Raw genomic sequence first — 14,121 nt, 5'->3', positions numbered from 1 at the left:
CCCATCGCGGCCATGCAAAACGTATGAAATTTATTTAAATATGGCCTTTTCTTAAATCCTTACCATCTACTTTTCGCCTTTTTTCGAAAAAAGTTGAGTACTTACAACGCATAAAGTTATTTTATCGAAAGTTATTTTACTTTTTGAGGCATAAAGACTTGAGAAGTGATTAAAAAATGTTCTACAATATTAGGTAGTTATCAAATATAAAGGCTTTTCATGATTAAAAAACTATTATTTTTATCGACTATTTTTACATCTACTTTTTTTTCAGTAAGTAGCTTTGCTCAAGAATTTTTTCCATCGAGTCTACTTTTATTAAATGATTACTTCGCTCATCATGTGATCGTTGCAGAAAAGTCGACTCATACAATCTACCTATATGAAAATAATAATGGCCTGCCACGTTTAATTAAGACATATCAAATGGCCACAGGTCAGAAAGTTGGAAATAAATCATTTCAAGGTGATCGTAGAACACCAGAAGGTGTTTATCATTTTGAGCAATTCATTGAACATAAAGATTTAATTAGAAAGCATGGTGAGCTTGGAGCTCAATATGGGGTTGGAGCATTTGTTCTTAACTACCCTAACCCAATTGATAAAGCGCTAGGAAAAACAGGTGGCGGAATTTGGCTACACTCAACAGACAACGAGCCAAGAATTGACAAAGGCCTAGACTCAAAAGGTTGCCTTGTTGCTCACAATGTAAACCTAATTGATATTTCAAAATTTATTGAAATTAATAAGACAAATATTGTCGTTGTTCATAACTTAAAATTCTTTAACAAGGAAACTTGGGAAAAAGAAAAGAATGAAGTCCTTGATACTGTAAATGGTTGGCTAACAGCTTGGTCAACAGAGAATATCAATGACTACTTAAGCTTCTACTCACGCACAGATTTTATCGATCCAACTCGTGGACGTTACAATTCATTTGCACAGTATAAGAAGGCCGTATTTGCAAACCCAGGGACTCCTTCAATTCAGTTAAAAGATTTAACTGTATTAAAAGCTGATGACTATGTTGTCGTAACGTTCAAGCAAGACTACACTAGTAATACAATTAACGATATTGGAAAGAAAACGCTCTATTTAAAGCGTGACCCTTATTATAAGTGGAAGATTGTCGCGGAGAGATGGCAGCGTATTCCAATGGATATTACAAACGAGAGGGAGCACTTAAGTTTTGAACCTTCACAGAGGTTCTTTACTTCGCAAGACCCAAAACAAATTTTCACACTGAATCTCACTTTAACGAGACCGTATAGCGAAAATTAAAAGGGAACGGGATGTCCACACCATCAAGTAGTTCAAAGGCAAAGAATAATTTGTCTTTCATTCTTTATGAAAATAATAAAGTACCAAGATACTTACAGCTTTCTCCTCGCGAGTATAAAGCAATCATTTATGTACCAGTTGTTCTTACTGTATTTTCTATATTTGCCTTAGCTGGCTCATACTTCTACACGAAGAATATTGAAAAGCTTATCAAGGCCAAAGAGCCATTAATTATAAAAAATCTAAGAGATGAGAACTCGACTCTGGCACAAAAGAATACTGAGTTAACAACTCTGAACCTTGACCTAACAAATCGACTTGCCAATGAAACGATTAGTGCAGTTAGTGCAAGTTCACTTAATATTATTGCTCCAGTAAAAGGTCAAAAAGACCTAACGAGTCCGGCCAGCATTAATATCGAAGACTTAAAAGTAACTAAGAAAGATGATAAAGCGGAACTTAACTTTAATATTATCAATATCACAAAAGATAATAATAGGGTTTCTGGTTATATCCATATTTTCTTATTCGATGGGAATAACTACTTCCACTACCCTGAGGGCGGTGACTCAATTAGAAATTTCTCACTTAACTACACAAAGGGTGAATCATTTGCAACATCACGCTTTCGTCCTGTAACAGCTAAGTTTGATATGCCTAAGAATAAAACAGTTATGTTTAAGATTTTTATTTTCAACCGTCTTGGCGATATTGTTCATCAGCAATTATTTAGAGAAGAAATTAAGTAGGGCCTTACTATGGATTTAAGAGATCAAAATTTTACATTCGTTGGAATTGGCTCAGTTATTAAGGGTGATATTGTATTAAATGGCCCTTCTCATATTTGCTCGACTATCGAAGGCGATATTCAAATTGATGAAAAGCATCAACTAACAATTGAGCCACAAGGAAATGTCCAAGGGCGTATTCGCTGTGGGGACTTAAATATCTATGGTGTAGTAAATGGAGACATAACTGCTCAAGGAAAAGTTAAGGTCTTCCCTACAGGAACTGTTAAGGGACAGATTGTCGCTAAGAATATTAATATTGCTCCAGGAGCAAAGGTTAATATGCAAGGGCATACTTTAGAATCATAGAAGTGATTTTACTAGTTAGCGTATAAGCCGATCGATAATTCCACGTTCAAATTTAAAAACAAGACCTAATGAAATTAGATTTTCATGTCCATTACCATTTTCTTGGTAAACATAGCTTGTATGAAAATTAATTTTTCTGGTTATACGAAAAAAATCATAACCAATACCAATTCTTAATCCACCTAGTGTTGTATCTCTTCTAAGGCCATAAGTATTGGCCGCTCCAGCAAAGATATTTCCATCAGAATTTCCTTCAATAAAATCATTAAATGAAACAAGGGCATACCCTAATTTTACAGCAAGTCTCTGAATTGGATAAAAATGAAACTCAAGTCCATAGATGGCAAGCGATTGAACTGCCACTCTATCAACACCACCATGTTTAATGTCGCCGCTTAAATCAATTCTTGTATAGAATGCCTCGATTCCAGTAACACGATTTCTTACCCCATAGGACAAATTATAGCCAATACCTGTAGTTGCCGTATCATATTGGTCCATTTTATCATTTGTCCCAATTCCAAAAACACCATCAAACCTTAAATAAGATATATCGGCATTTACCTGAAGACAGAGAAATAATAAAGTGAATAGTTTTAAATATTTAGCTAAGCTCAATTAACCACCTCTAAGCTATTGTAACAAAAAGAAAATAAATTTTCCTGAATCAAGATAAGTGGAAGTTTTTTCTCAATTTTATCTATTTAATTACCCAATTAACTTTATTTTAACTATGGCCCGATTCTTTAGGCATGAAAAAGACAAAGCTAAATACATGTATCTTATCCTTAACACTTTTTATGAGCTTACTCTTTGGTATGGCCTCATGTAAGGAAGTAGAATCTGTTATCAAGGCGGAACCCTTACCTGCACCAAGTGGCAATTATCTTGAACCTGGAGATATCATTGTCATGAATTATACTTCTGACTCTATCGTTCAACTTGATAGTAATGGGTTTTTTAAAAGAACGATCTATCAAGCAACTGGCAACAGTGTTCTTTTGATGGCCCTTGGTTGGTCGAGTGAGACAAATCAACTTCTTTTTACTACTGATGGCAATGACCGCGTACTTGGTATAAATGCCTACACAGGCAAGGTTTCTGATGTCATTGTGCACACGGGACTAAATGGTGCATTAAGAGGTGTAACAGAGCTAGCAAATGGAAATATCGCAGTTCTTGAATCCAACGCCCTCGAGTTATTTACTCCACTTGGAGATGGACATCAAAGAGAGACTTCAGGCTTTCCTATTGCAAATATCATCAATACAGGACAAGGCATGGCATCACTAAGTGATGGTGGCTTCATTATTAGCTCACGTGGCTCTGATCAAATAAGAACTTATGATGAAGATGGTGTTCAACAAAATAGTGTCGCAGGGCCAGCAGGTGCAACTGATGGCTACTTTGCTATAGAGCTTGATAATGGTGATATTGTGGGTATTTGGAGTGGTGCAACTGATCAAGTGATCGAATATGATAGCTCTTTAACAGCAACTGGAGCAAGTTATAGCAATACGACTTACCTTACAAATCCTAGAGGTGTTGCCCAGCTACAAAGTGGTAATATTATTGTTTCAGATTATTCATTTAATCACTTAGTGGAAATTGATATTAGTGATTATTCTCTTGTAAGGATAATTGGGCAAGGCCTCTCAGGCCCTACCCATATTCTGGTTGTTCCAGATTATTAATTATAAAAAGTTTTTGTAAGAATAAACTTTGATCTTTGCAATCTTCTTTAGGGCATTCATCATCTTCTTATCACCAAGAACAACTATTTGAACCTTGTCATAAGGAAATGCTGAGTAAATAGTCTTTGCAACATCCTCTTGCGTGATTTTATCAACTGAGTTCGTGTACTCTAGAAAACGCTTAATATCCACTTGAGAATTATCAAGGCTTACTAACTGTCTCATAAAGCTTGATGGCTTTTGAAATTGAAAAGCAAATCCACCTTTTACGGCCTTTCTTACCTTTTCAATTTCTTCCATCGAAATATTCTCTGCCTGAGAATTGTCCTTTAGAATTTTGATTACTTCTTGAACCATCTGATTAACAGTTTCTTCTTTTGTAAAAGTTGAAAGAATTGAGCGGCCATAGTCTTTTTGCATACCAGCTGTTGCCCATGCAGAATAAGTTAATCCTCTTTTTGTTCTAAGTTCCTTTACAAGAATTGAAGTGAAACCACCACCTAAGTATTGAGACATAAACTCTAAATTCTCAAAGCCTGGATCTTCTTTCTTGGCCATGTAAATTCCAGCTCTAACTTGCGCTTGGTTCGCTTTTGGAACTTCAACAAAGTGAATAAGTGGCTTTTCTGGATTGAACTTCTTGATCTCTTTTACTTCAGTATCTAAATTTCTAACAAAGCTTGCTTTAGAATCAAAACCACATTCATTAGTAACAATATTTTTAATCTTTAGGATTGAGCGTGGACCAGTGATATAAACTTTCTTTTTAACATCATCTCTAAAATATTTCAGACGACTTTGAAGATAGCTTCTTTTAATTCTCTTAATATCTGCAAGTCTTCCCCTTACATCTGATACGTATGGAGTCCCCTTTAAGCTTATAGTACGAAATGCTGTAGAAGCTAATTCACCATGATCTGAAACAAGATTCTGTCTTTGGGCAGTAAGAGATTTCTTAGCTTTAGATAGTTCTTGAGCAGGGTAAACTGCATCTCTAAAGATATGACAAATTTTCTTTGTAGTAGGAATAATGTCTTTAGCAAGTCCATTATATGAATAGCTTGAGAATTCGTGAGTTACATTTGAAGAAGTTGAAACCCCATAGAATTCTAGGTTATCTGCAATTTCATTAAGGCTAAAACGATTTGTTCCACTCTCAAGTAGATCAAACATCATCTTAGTTACACCTTTAGTACGGCCATCTTTAATTGCACCATCAGCAAAGAATATCGTTACATTATAAGTAGGGAATTTATCATCTTGAATATAAGTGACATCGATATTTTCCCATTTAAATTTTTCAATTTTATCGACTAGTTCATTGGCATTAACACTCATGAAAGTCGATGCAATGATTATTGATTTTAAAATTTTATTCATAGCTACTAATCCCTTCATCCTAGTTACGATCCCAAATTGATAAGAAAACATAATCGTTTCCAGAAATATAGCGACGACAAACATCACGAACTTGATCAACATTCATCTCACTATAACTCTTAAGCTGTTTCTTATATTCTCTATAGTCTCCATTAAAGAATTCAGAAGAACCTAGGAAACTAGCTAGGCCATCATTAGTCGAAATTGCTTCATAGTATTGTTTAAGAAGCATATTCTTAGTCTTTTGAACTGCTCTTGGAGTAATGGCCTTTTCACATGAATCCTTTAAAGACTTTAGAAGTTTACGACGAGTGTCCTTGATACCTTTCTTCGGAAGTAACTCTCCTCCAATAACAAAAATACCACCATTTTTTAGGTTGTAGTTGTATGAGTAAACCTTAGAGAGTCTTGGGTTTTTCGAAACAACATAGTTCTTTACTAAGTAAGAGCTTGTACCTGTTCCCAGAATATCTGAAAGAAAATCGAGAGCGTAAGTGTCTTCGTGAGTAACTGAAACAGAAGGGAATGCAAGTCTAAACATTGGGTTTTTCGACTGTCCTTTTAGACTTCTTACATATGGAAGCTTACCTTCTCTTTTATATCTACCAGCATCATCAAGCTTTGCCTTCTTTGTATCAAGAGTCTTATTCATTGGAATTTTACCAATAGTATCTTGAACCTTTGAAAGAATTGCCGAAGGATTAATATCACCAACGATCACCATAATGGCGTTATTTGGAGCATAAAAGTCATGATAGAACTCAAGCATTTGTTTGCGATCTAACTCTTTAACATCCTTTGCGTCCCCTATGACAGACCCTCCATAAGGAGTTCCATTAAACATGGCCTTCATCATAGCGAGGTGAATCTTACCACTTGGTCTATTCTCATAACGCATCTTTCTTTCTTCAAGAACAACTTGTCTTTCCTTTTCAAAAGGAACTTCTTCAAGCATGAGATTTGCCATTCTCTCCGCTTCAAGTTCAATCATTTTCTCAACTGTCTGAGCTGCGATATTCTCGTAGTAAACAGTATTATCAAATGTTGTATAAGCGTTAGAATTACCCCCATAAGTTTCGATATAGTCAGAGAAGTATTCTGCTGGATAGTTCTTCGTTTTCTTAAACATCATGTGCTCTAGAAAGTGTGTCGCTCCAGTTGTCCCCTTTCTCTCATAGCGTCCACCTACATCATAAAAAGTATAGATCGAGGCAATCGGTAATTTCGAATCACGAACAAGTAGTAAGCGTAGGCCATTTTCTAAAGTGTGTTTCTGAACATCAATATTTAGTTCTAATGAACCTAGGCTTAGGTCCTTATTAGAATGTTGATTTTCATTTGTAGATGAACACGATGAATTTAGAATAAGAGCTGCGGCTGTAAAGACAAATAAATTAATTGCTTTAAACATCAAATCTCCAATAAAAGTTAATATAAATAGCTTAAAAACTTATGATTTTCTTGGCAATATAAAGTTATGAATTTATTAGTTACGTTCCTAGGAACCGGAACAAGTACAGGTATTCCAATGTTAGGCTGCAGCTGTCCAGTTTGCACAAGCTCTAATAAACACAATAAACGATTGCGTACTTCATTTTTAATCCAACAAAATGATACCACAATTCTCTTTGATACGGGGCCAGATCTTCGCACGCAATTATTGCGTGAAGGCGTAAAGGATATCAGTGCAGTTATTATTTCACATGCCCATGCTGATCACTTGAACGGCATTGATGATATAAGGCCATTCACCTTTAAACACCCTATTAACCTCTATACAGACCAAAATAGCGCAAATATTATGAATATAAGATTTAGCTATATCTTTGGAAATAATCCTGGTCACATCGGATCAAGTCCGAGGCTTTTACTCAACGAAATACGGCAAAATACCATAAGTAAGATTTGCGACTTAGATTGCGAGTTCATAAGTCTGCCACATGGCAATGGGACAAGCTTAGGTCTTATTATTGGAAAGCTTGCCATCATTTCAGATTGCCATGAGATCCCGCAAGATGAAATAGAAAAGCTACGCTCTTACAAATTAGATTCTCTCATTATTGACTGTGTGCGACACAAGCCTCACCCAGCTCACCTTTATGTCGAAAGAAGCTTTGATTACATTAGACAAATAGGGGCCAATCATAATTACCTAACCCACATGGGCCACGAACTTGATCACGACTTATTGCAACAAGAGTGCGATGCTCACTTTCCAGATGGAAGTGTCAAAGTTGCTTATGACGGGCTAAAATTCGAGGTTTAATTTATTGTAATAGCATTTGAAAACAATTATATTTGCCTCATATATTTTATGAGTATTTTAACGCCTTCAATTCAATGGAGTTTTTATGATTATTGGTGTTCCTAAGGAAATTAAAAATAACGAAAATCGCGTAGGTCTAGTTCCAGGTGGTGTAAGACAACTTATCCACGATGGTCACGAAGTATACGTAGAAACAAATGCAGGAGTTGGAATTGGTATTTCTGACGAAGCATATATTCAAGCTGGAGCAAAGATTCTTCCATCACTTGAAGAAGTATTTGAAAAGTCGACAATGATCATTAAGGTTAAAGAGCCTCAACCAAGAGAAATTGCTCTTTTAAAACCACACCATATTCTTTACACATACCTTCACCTTGCGGCAGATGAGCCACAAACAAAAGGTCTTATGGAGTCTGGATCGACATGTATTGCATACGAGACAATCCAACCTGCAGACGGATCTCTTCCACTTCTAACTCCAATGTCTGAAGTAGCAGGAAGAATGGCAACTCAAATTGGTGCCGCTTACCTTCAACTTGATCATGGTGGTAAAGGTATTCTACTTGGTGGTGTACCAGGTACAAGAAGAGCAAAGGTAACTGTTATTGGTTGTGGTGTTGCAGGAACAAACGCAATTAAAATGGCAATGGGTATGGGTGCAGACGTAACTGCAATCGATCTATCAACTAAGCGTCTTGCTGAGCTTGATGACCTATTTGATAACAGAATTACAACTTTATTCTCAAATATCGACAATATTGAAAAATCAGTTCAAGAGTCGGACCTTGTAATTGGTGCAGTACTTGTTCCAGGTGCAAAAGCTCCAAAGCTTGTAACGAGAGAAATGATCTCTAAAATGGAAAAAGGTTCAGTAGTTGTTGATATCGCTGTTGACCAAGGTGGTTGTATTGAAACATGTAAGCCAACAACTCACCAAAACCCTACTTTCCTAGTAGATGGTGTTGTTCACTACTGTGTTGCAAATATGCCAGGTGCAGTTGCTCAAACTTCAACTTATGCACTTACAAACGTAACTCTTAAGTACGCTCGTATGATCGCAAAATACGGTGTTGAAGAGTCAGCGATGATGGATGAAGCATTTAAGAAAGGGATCAATATCTACAAAGGTAAACTTGTGTACAAGCAAGTTGCTGAAGATCTAAATCTTGAATACACTCCACTAAATCTAAATTAAGATTTGAAATATTGGCCCCTACCTGGGGCCATTTTCTTACCAAAAATCATTTACCATCTAAATTGCCTTACTAAATCAGTGTTATTTTTCTCAAAATATCTTACATTTAGAGGTTAATTTAAAATTTACCGACGTATTTTTTTCAATTTCACCTAAAACTCGATAGAAATTATCAACTGTTATATTTTAAGGGGGAGAAATGTCAAAAATTCTAATCGGGCTAATGCTCGCATGTTACACTCTCGCTGCGAATGCAAGCGATCATCAATTAAACTTCTCATTCAATGGTGGAGATAATGATGTACAAGTACTAGCTAAGGAAGTTGAAGTTACTAAGTACAAGGAAGAGCCATACGAAGGGACATGTTACCGCCAAATACCATATCAAGAAAATGAGTGTGGTTATGAAACAGATTATAGAAGAGAATGTCGTTGGGAACCAGGCCGTCAGGTTTGTGAAACTGAATATGATTACCAATGCCGTTATGAAACGAGATATCGTCGTGAGTGTACGAGAGGTCCTTCGAGACAAGAATGTCGTACAGTTCCGGGACAAAGAATTTGTCGTACAGTGAATGGAAGACAAGAATGTCGTCAACGTGATAGCCGTCGTGTTTGCGAGACAGTCCCAGGGCGCGAAACTTGTCGTTCAATCCCATATCAAGATCGTGTATGTGGAAATGTACCAGTAAGAAGATGTCACACTCGTCCAGGACGTAATGTATGTGACAATGTTCCTTACCAAAAATATGTTTGTCGTGATGTAACAAAGTACCGCTCAGAACCATACTCATGTACAAAGACTCGTACAGTTGCATACAAAGAAATGGAAAATGTAACTCACAAAGTAAAGGTACAATACCTTGGTGCAGTTGATAAAGCTGATGCAAATTTCACGCTTGAGTTTAGCAACGAACTTAAGAGCTTTGATACACTTGTACAAAACTTAAATAAAGAAGCAACTCAAATTAATTTCCAAGTTTCAGACTTTACAAAAGTTTCTGATTACAATTATGAGTCAACTCTTAAAGTAGAATTCTTTGACCTAGATGAGGCGAAAGCTCCTATTCTAGTAAACCCTGAAAACGTAAAAGTTGGAGTTAAAGGTCAATTCGAACTGGAGCTTTCAAACTTTACAGAAGGCATGCAAGAGCTAAGTGCAGAAATTGTTATCTATGACAAAGAAAAGAAGAAGATTCATTTTAAGAAAACAATCAATCTTCTAACTTTTAATAAAACTCTTCTTGATAATGGAAATATTCTATTTACAGAAGAATTGAAAAAGCACGGATTTGAAAAGATTAAGAAATTTGCTCTTGGGCCATTTGAAAAGGCACGTGAGTTAAAGGTTACACTTACATTCTTTCCTCTAGTATCAAAAGTACCGGGACAAGAACTTAAGTCAGTGACACACACACTAAATACAAAAGCTAAGTTTTAATAAATTGGCCCTTATTTAATATAAGGGCCTTCTTCAATATTAGGGAATTGATGAAGGCCACTTATAATAAAGAAACCCTCTACTGAGCGTAGGGGGTTTTTCTATTATTTTCTCCTCACAATAATCTAGTTAAAAGAAGTTATATTTAGTCAAAATGTCGCTAGGCATTGTTTACGGAGCGCTAAATGCTACGTATCATTTTAACTAAATAAAAATTAATACATTTTAAGTAAAGGGAGAGAATAATGCTTAAAAGTTTAATGGCCACATTAATCATGGCCGCACTTGTCGTATCGTGCTCGGGAAAGAGCAGCGCAAATAAATCAACCTTTGTTTATTGTTCAGAAGGCTCACCTTCTGGGTTTAACCCACAATTCTTAACAGATGGCCCATCACATAATGCGGCCGTTTATCCTCTATATAACAGACTTGTAAAATTTGAGACAGGCTCGACAAATATCATTCCATCAATTGCTGAAAGCTGGACAATTTCTGAAGACCAACTAACTTATACTTTCAATATCAGAAAAGATATTAAGTTCCATACAACAAAAGATTTCAAACCGACTCGTAATCTCGATGCAAGTGATGTTGTGTGGTCTTTTAATCGTATGTTCGATAAGAATCATCCTTACCACAAAGTTAGTGGCGGTATTTATGAGTACTGGGATGGTATGGGAATGAGTAATATCATCAAAAGTATCAACCAGACAGATAAGCACCAATTACAAATTACTCTTCATCACCCTGAAGCCCCCCTACTTGCAAACTTTGCAATGGCATTCACAAGTATTCTCTCTCGTGAGTATGGTGAAAAAATGCTAGCGGCCAAAACTCCTGAAGTTCTTGATCGTAATCCAGTTGGAACGGGACCATTTATCTTTAAGTCTTATCAGAAAGATACAATGATTCGCTATGAGGCCAATAAAGAATACTTTAATGGCGTACCTAAAATTAAACGAATGGTTTTCTCAATCACTCCAGACCCATCAGTTAGAACTCAAAAGCTAGTGGCCGGAGAATGTCACTTAGCGACTCAACCTGCACCTACAGATATCGCAGCACTTGATGCGAACAAAGATATCACTGTTCTTTCAGGGCCAGGCTTAAATGTTGGTTATCTTGCTCTTAACACTCAAAAGAGGCCATTTGATAATATTCACGTAAGACGCGCGATTAATTATGCATTAAATAGAAAGACATATGTTGAGCCAATTTATCTTGGGTATGCAACAGTTGCTAAAAACCCAATGCCACCAACAATCTGGGGATATAACAACGATATCAAAGACTATGACTACAATGTAGAGATGGCAAAAGAAGAACTAAAGAAAGCAGGGTTACCAGATGGCTTTAGCACGACTCTTTGGACTCTTCCAGTTTCACGTCCTTACAACCCAAATGGAAAGAAGATGGGTGAACTAATGCAAGAAGATCTTGCAAAAGTTGGAATTAAAGTTGAGCTCGTTACTTATGACTGGCCGACTTACTTGAAAAAGGCCCACGCTGGTGAACACGCAATGCTACAGATGGGATGGACGGGAGATAATGGAGACCCTGACAACTTTCTCTATATGCTACTAAGCTGTGAAGGAGCAAAGGCAGGATCAAATTATGCTAATTGGTGTAATAAAGAATACGATAGCGAAGTTATTGCGGCCAAGCGCTTAAGTGACAAGAAAGAAAGAGCTGTTCACTACATGAAAGCTCAAGAAGTATTCAAAAAAGAAGTTCCTTGGATCACACTATTTCACTCAACAGTACACCGTGCAATGAGAAGTAATGTGAAAGGATTTAAGATTCACCCATTAGGAAATGATATCTTCGATAAAGTTTCATTAGAATAATATATGAAAAAATTTTTACAAAAACGCTTTCTACAGCTAATCCCAACACTTATTGGGATTAGCTTATTTTCTTTTATCGTTGTCCGTTTAGTTCCTGGTGATCCTGTCCTACTTCTCTTAGGAGAGCGTGGTGCAGATCCCAAAGTCTATGCGGCCATGCAAAAAACACTTGGCCTTGATCGCCCCATCTTAGAGCAATACTTCATTTATATGAAGAATATTTTCTCAGGTGATTTTGGCGTTTCCATTGTGACCAAGCAAACTGTCATTAATGAGTTCTTTTCGCGTTTTCCAGCGACTTTAGAGTTGGGAATTTGTGCTATGATCTTTGCAATCTTGATTGGAATACCAGCAGGAGTTTATGCGGCATTAAAGCGCAATTCTTTTATGGACTATTTCTTAATGGGTACTTCACTTGTTGGCTACTCAATGCCAATATTTTGGTGGGGTTTAATTCTTATCATTATCTTCTCAGTTAACATGGGAATTACTCCAGTATCAGGCAGAATGGATGTTCTCTTTGATGTTCCAAGAGTTACAGGTCTAATGCTAATTGATACATTAAACCCAGAGGTCATTTCACTTGATGGTTTTGCACCTTTTACTTCTGCACTAAAGCACCTCATTCTTCCAACAATTGCCATGGGAACAATTCCCCTCGCCGTTATATCAAGAATGACAAGATCAAGTGTACTTGAAGTACTCAAAGCTCCATATATCCAAACAGCAAAGGCCAAAGGTCAAAGCTATCAAAAGATTGTTTGGAAACACGCTGTACGAAATGCACTGATTCCTATTGTCACAGTAATCGGTCTTCTTTTTGGAAGTATTATTACTGGGGCAATTCTTACTGAAACAATTTTTTCTTGGCCAGGTATTGGACGCTGGCTAGTTGCAAGTATTCACGCAAGAGATTATCCAGTTATCCAAGGAGGAATTCTCTTTATTGCTCTGATGGTAATTTTCATCAATATGTGTGTGGATATTATCTACTCAATTGTTAATCCAAAAATTTCAGGTTCAAAATAATGGAAGTACAAAATTCAAATGTAACAACAATGGAAGTCTTTAAGGAATTTATTGATCACTTTAGTGACAACAAAGGGGCGCTCTTCGGTCTAGCTCTTGTCTTAAGCTTTATCATCATTGCTCTACTGGCACCTTTAATTGCACCACATGGAGCAAGCGAGATTTTCCCAGGACAACTTCGTATACCTCCATTTTGGGCAGCGGATGGCTCTATGCAATTTATCTTAGGTACAGATGATCTGGGTCGAGATGTTCTAAGCCGACTTATCTATGGAGCTCAAATTTCTCTCTTTGTTGGTATCTCAATTGTTTTGATCTCAACTGTAGTAGGAACAATGCTTGGCCTTCTTGCTGGATACTTTGGAGGCAAAACAGATGCAGTGATCATGAGATTCATCGATATTCTTATGGCCTACCCAAGTATCTTACTTGCTATTATCGTTGTTTCTGTAATTGGCCCAGGCCTAATGAATGCGGTTTTTGCTGTTGCCTTAGTAAGTGTACCTTCGTTTACACGACTTATTCGTGCAAATGTATTAGAAATAAAAAATCTTCAATACATTCAGGCAGCAAAAACATTTGGTGCCTCACCTATGCGAATTATGCTTAAAGAAATTCTACCAAATTGTATGGCAACACTCATTGTTCAAGTAACACTAGGCCTTTCAGAAGGGATTCTTTCAACGGCCGCACTTGGCTTTCTAGGCCTAGGTGTCCAGGCACCTACTCCAGAATGGGGAATTATGCTAAGTGATGCCAGACCTTACATTCAAAGTGCCCCATGGCTTGTGACACTTCCAGGTCTTTGTATCTTGGCCGTTGTTTTGGGACTGAATCTTTTTGGAGATGGCCTAAGAGATGCACTTGATCCGAAGCTTAAACGATAGAAGA

General features: G+C 36.8%; 13 protein-coding genes. 10 read left to right on the top strand and 3 right to left on the bottom strand.

What is annotated here, in order from left to right; all coding sequences use genetic code 11:
* The first annotated feature begins 219 nt into the window (after positions 1–219).
* Genes ACMAWV_RS15345 through ACMAWV_RS15335 form a run of 3 tightly spaced genes read left to right on the top strand, consistent with a single transcriptional unit; the run spans position 220 to position 2,378 of the window.
* Complete coding sequence (locus ACMAWV_RS15345; RefSeq protein WP_103219062.1) at positions 220–1,281, top strand: L,D-transpeptidase family protein; 1,062 nt, start codon at positions 220–222, stop codon at positions 1,279–1,281.
* A gap of 11 nt (positions 1,282–1,292) precedes the next feature.
* Positions 1,293–2,030, top strand: coding sequence for a hypothetical protein (locus ACMAWV_RS15340; RefSeq protein WP_103219063.1), 738 nt, complete (start codon positions 1,293–1,295; stop codon positions 2,028–2,030).
* A gap of 9 nt (positions 2,031–2,039) precedes the next feature.
* Positions 2,040–2,378: a bactofilin family protein gene (locus ACMAWV_RS15335; protein ID WP_103219064.1), complete on the top strand. Its 339-nt coding sequence runs from the start codon at positions 2,040–2,042 to the stop codon at positions 2,376–2,378.
* A 15-nt stretch (positions 2,379–2,393) separates the two neighbouring features.
* Here ACMAWV_RS15335 and ACMAWV_RS15330 read toward each other — a convergent pair whose 3' ends face one another.
* Complete coding sequence (locus ACMAWV_RS15330; protein WP_412470064.1) at positions 2,394–2,996, bottom strand: hypothetical protein; 603 nt, start codon at positions 2,994–2,996, stop codon at positions 2,394–2,396.
* 134 nt (positions 2,997–3,130) lie between these two features.
* Here ACMAWV_RS15330 and ACMAWV_RS15325 point away from each other — a divergent pair, with 134 nt between their 5' ends.
* Positions 3,131–4,072 (top strand): hypothetical protein, encoded by a 942-nt coding sequence (locus tag ACMAWV_RS15325; protein ID WP_412470065.1) that lies wholly within the window; start codon positions 3,131–3,133, stop codon positions 4,070–4,072.
* Here ACMAWV_RS15325 and ACMAWV_RS15320 read toward each other — a convergent pair whose 3' ends face one another.
* Complete coding sequence (locus ACMAWV_RS15320) at positions 4,073–5,452, bottom strand: M16 family metallopeptidase (RefSeq protein WP_412470066.1); 1,380 nt, start codon at positions 5,450–5,452, stop codon at positions 4,073–4,075.
* A 19-nt stretch (positions 5,453–5,471) separates the two neighbouring features.
* Positions 5,472–6,863: a M16 family metallopeptidase gene (locus tag ACMAWV_RS15315; protein WP_103219068.1), complete on the bottom strand. Its 1,392-nt coding sequence runs from the start codon at positions 6,861–6,863 to the stop codon at positions 5,472–5,474.
* 66 nt (positions 6,864–6,929) lie between these two features.
* Here ACMAWV_RS15315 and ACMAWV_RS15310 point away from each other — a divergent pair, with 66 nt between their 5' ends.
* The 6 genes from ACMAWV_RS15310 to ACMAWV_RS15285 all read left to right on the top strand — a co-directional run bounded on the left by ACMAWV_RS15310 (position 6,930) and on the right by ACMAWV_RS15285 (position 14,117).
* Positions 6,930–7,718 (top strand): MBL fold metallo-hydrolase, encoded by a 789-nt coding sequence (locus tag ACMAWV_RS15310; RefSeq protein ID WP_412470067.1) that lies wholly within the window; start codon positions 6,930–6,932, stop codon positions 7,716–7,718.
* Between the two features lie 85 nt (positions 7,719–7,803).
* Complete coding sequence (gene ald / locus ACMAWV_RS15305; RefSeq protein WP_103219070.1) at positions 7,804–8,913, top strand: alanine dehydrogenase; 1,110 nt, start codon at positions 7,804–7,806, stop codon at positions 8,911–8,913.
* A 199-nt stretch (positions 8,914–9,112) separates the two neighbouring features.
* Positions 9,113–10,354: a hypothetical protein gene (locus tag ACMAWV_RS15300; protein WP_103219071.1), complete on the top strand. Its 1,242-nt coding sequence runs from the start codon at positions 9,113–9,115 to the stop codon at positions 10,352–10,354.
* Positions 10,355–10,599: 245 nt separating this feature from the next.
* Positions 10,600–12,201: an ABC transporter substrate-binding protein gene (locus ACMAWV_RS15295; RefSeq protein WP_103219072.1), complete on the top strand. Its 1,602-nt coding sequence runs from the start codon at positions 10,600–10,602 to the stop codon at positions 12,199–12,201.
* A 3-nt stretch (positions 12,202–12,204) separates the two neighbouring features.
* Positions 12,205–13,230: an ABC transporter permease gene (locus tag ACMAWV_RS15290; RefSeq protein WP_103219073.1), complete on the top strand. Its 1,026-nt coding sequence runs from the start codon at positions 12,205–12,207 to the stop codon at positions 13,228–13,230.
* Entirely contained in the window at positions 13,230–14,117 is an 888-nt protein-coding gene (locus tag ACMAWV_RS15285) for an ABC transporter permease (protein ID WP_412470068.1), read from the top strand. Before ACMAWV_RS15290 ends, ACMAWV_RS15285 begins: the two co-directional genes overlap by 1 nt.
* Positions 14,118–14,121: the final 4 nt, after the last annotated feature.

Origin of the sequence: Halobacteriovorax sp. RT-1-1, from assembly GCF_047085455.1 — a bacterium.
Classification (GTDB): Bacteria; Bdellovibrionota; Bacteriovoracia; order Bacteriovoracales; family Bacteriovoracaceae; genus Halobacteriovorax_A.
Note: the sequence above shows the minus strand (reverse complement) of the source record. Positions and strands in the feature narration are given on the sequence as shown.

What these genes read in the sequence shown, in the direction of transcription:
- ACMAWV_RS15345 (WP_103219062.1), top strand. Translation starts at nt 220, where the DNA reads ATGATTAAAAAACTATTATTTTTATCGACTATTTTTACATCTACTTTT.
- ACMAWV_RS15340 (WP_103219063.1), top strand. Translation starts at nt 1,293, where the DNA reads ATGTCCACACCATCAAGTAGTTCAAAGGCAAAGAATAATTTGTCTTTC.
- ACMAWV_RS15335 (WP_103219064.1), top strand. Translation starts at nt 2,040, where the DNA reads ATGGATTTAAGAGATCAAAATTTTACATTCGTTGGAATTGGCTCAGTT.
- ACMAWV_RS15325 (WP_412470065.1), top strand. Translation starts at nt 3,131, where the DNA reads ATGAAAAAGACAAAGCTAAATACATGTATCTTATCCTTAACACTTTTT.
- ACMAWV_RS15320 (WP_412470066.1), bottom strand. Translation starts at nt 5,452, where the DNA reads ATGAATAAAATTTTAAAATCAATAATCATTGCATCGACTTTCATGAGT.
- ACMAWV_RS15315 (WP_103219068.1), bottom strand. Translation starts at nt 6,863, where the DNA reads ATGTTTAAAGCAATTAATTTATTTGTCTTTACAGCCGCAGCTCTTATT.
- ACMAWV_RS15310 (WP_412470067.1), top strand. Translation starts at nt 6,930, where the DNA reads ATGAATTTATTAGTTACGTTCCTAGGAACCGGAACAAGTACAGGTATT.
- ald (WP_103219070.1), top strand. Translation starts at nt 7,804, where the DNA reads ATGATTATTGGTGTTCCTAAGGAAATTAAAAATAACGAAAATCGCGTA.
- ACMAWV_RS15300 (WP_103219071.1), top strand. Translation starts at nt 9,113, where the DNA reads ATGTCAAAAATTCTAATCGGGCTAATGCTCGCATGTTACACTCTCGCT.
- ACMAWV_RS15295 (WP_103219072.1), top strand. Translation starts at nt 10,600, where the DNA reads ATGCTTAAAAGTTTAATGGCCACATTAATCATGGCCGCACTTGTCGTA.
- ACMAWV_RS15290 (WP_103219073.1), top strand. Translation starts at nt 12,205, where the DNA reads ATGAAAAAATTTTTACAAAAACGCTTTCTACAGCTAATCCCAACACTT.
- ACMAWV_RS15285 (WP_412470068.1), top strand. Translation starts at nt 13,230, where the DNA reads ATGGAAGTACAAAATTCAAATGTAACAACAATGGAAGTCTTTAAGGAA.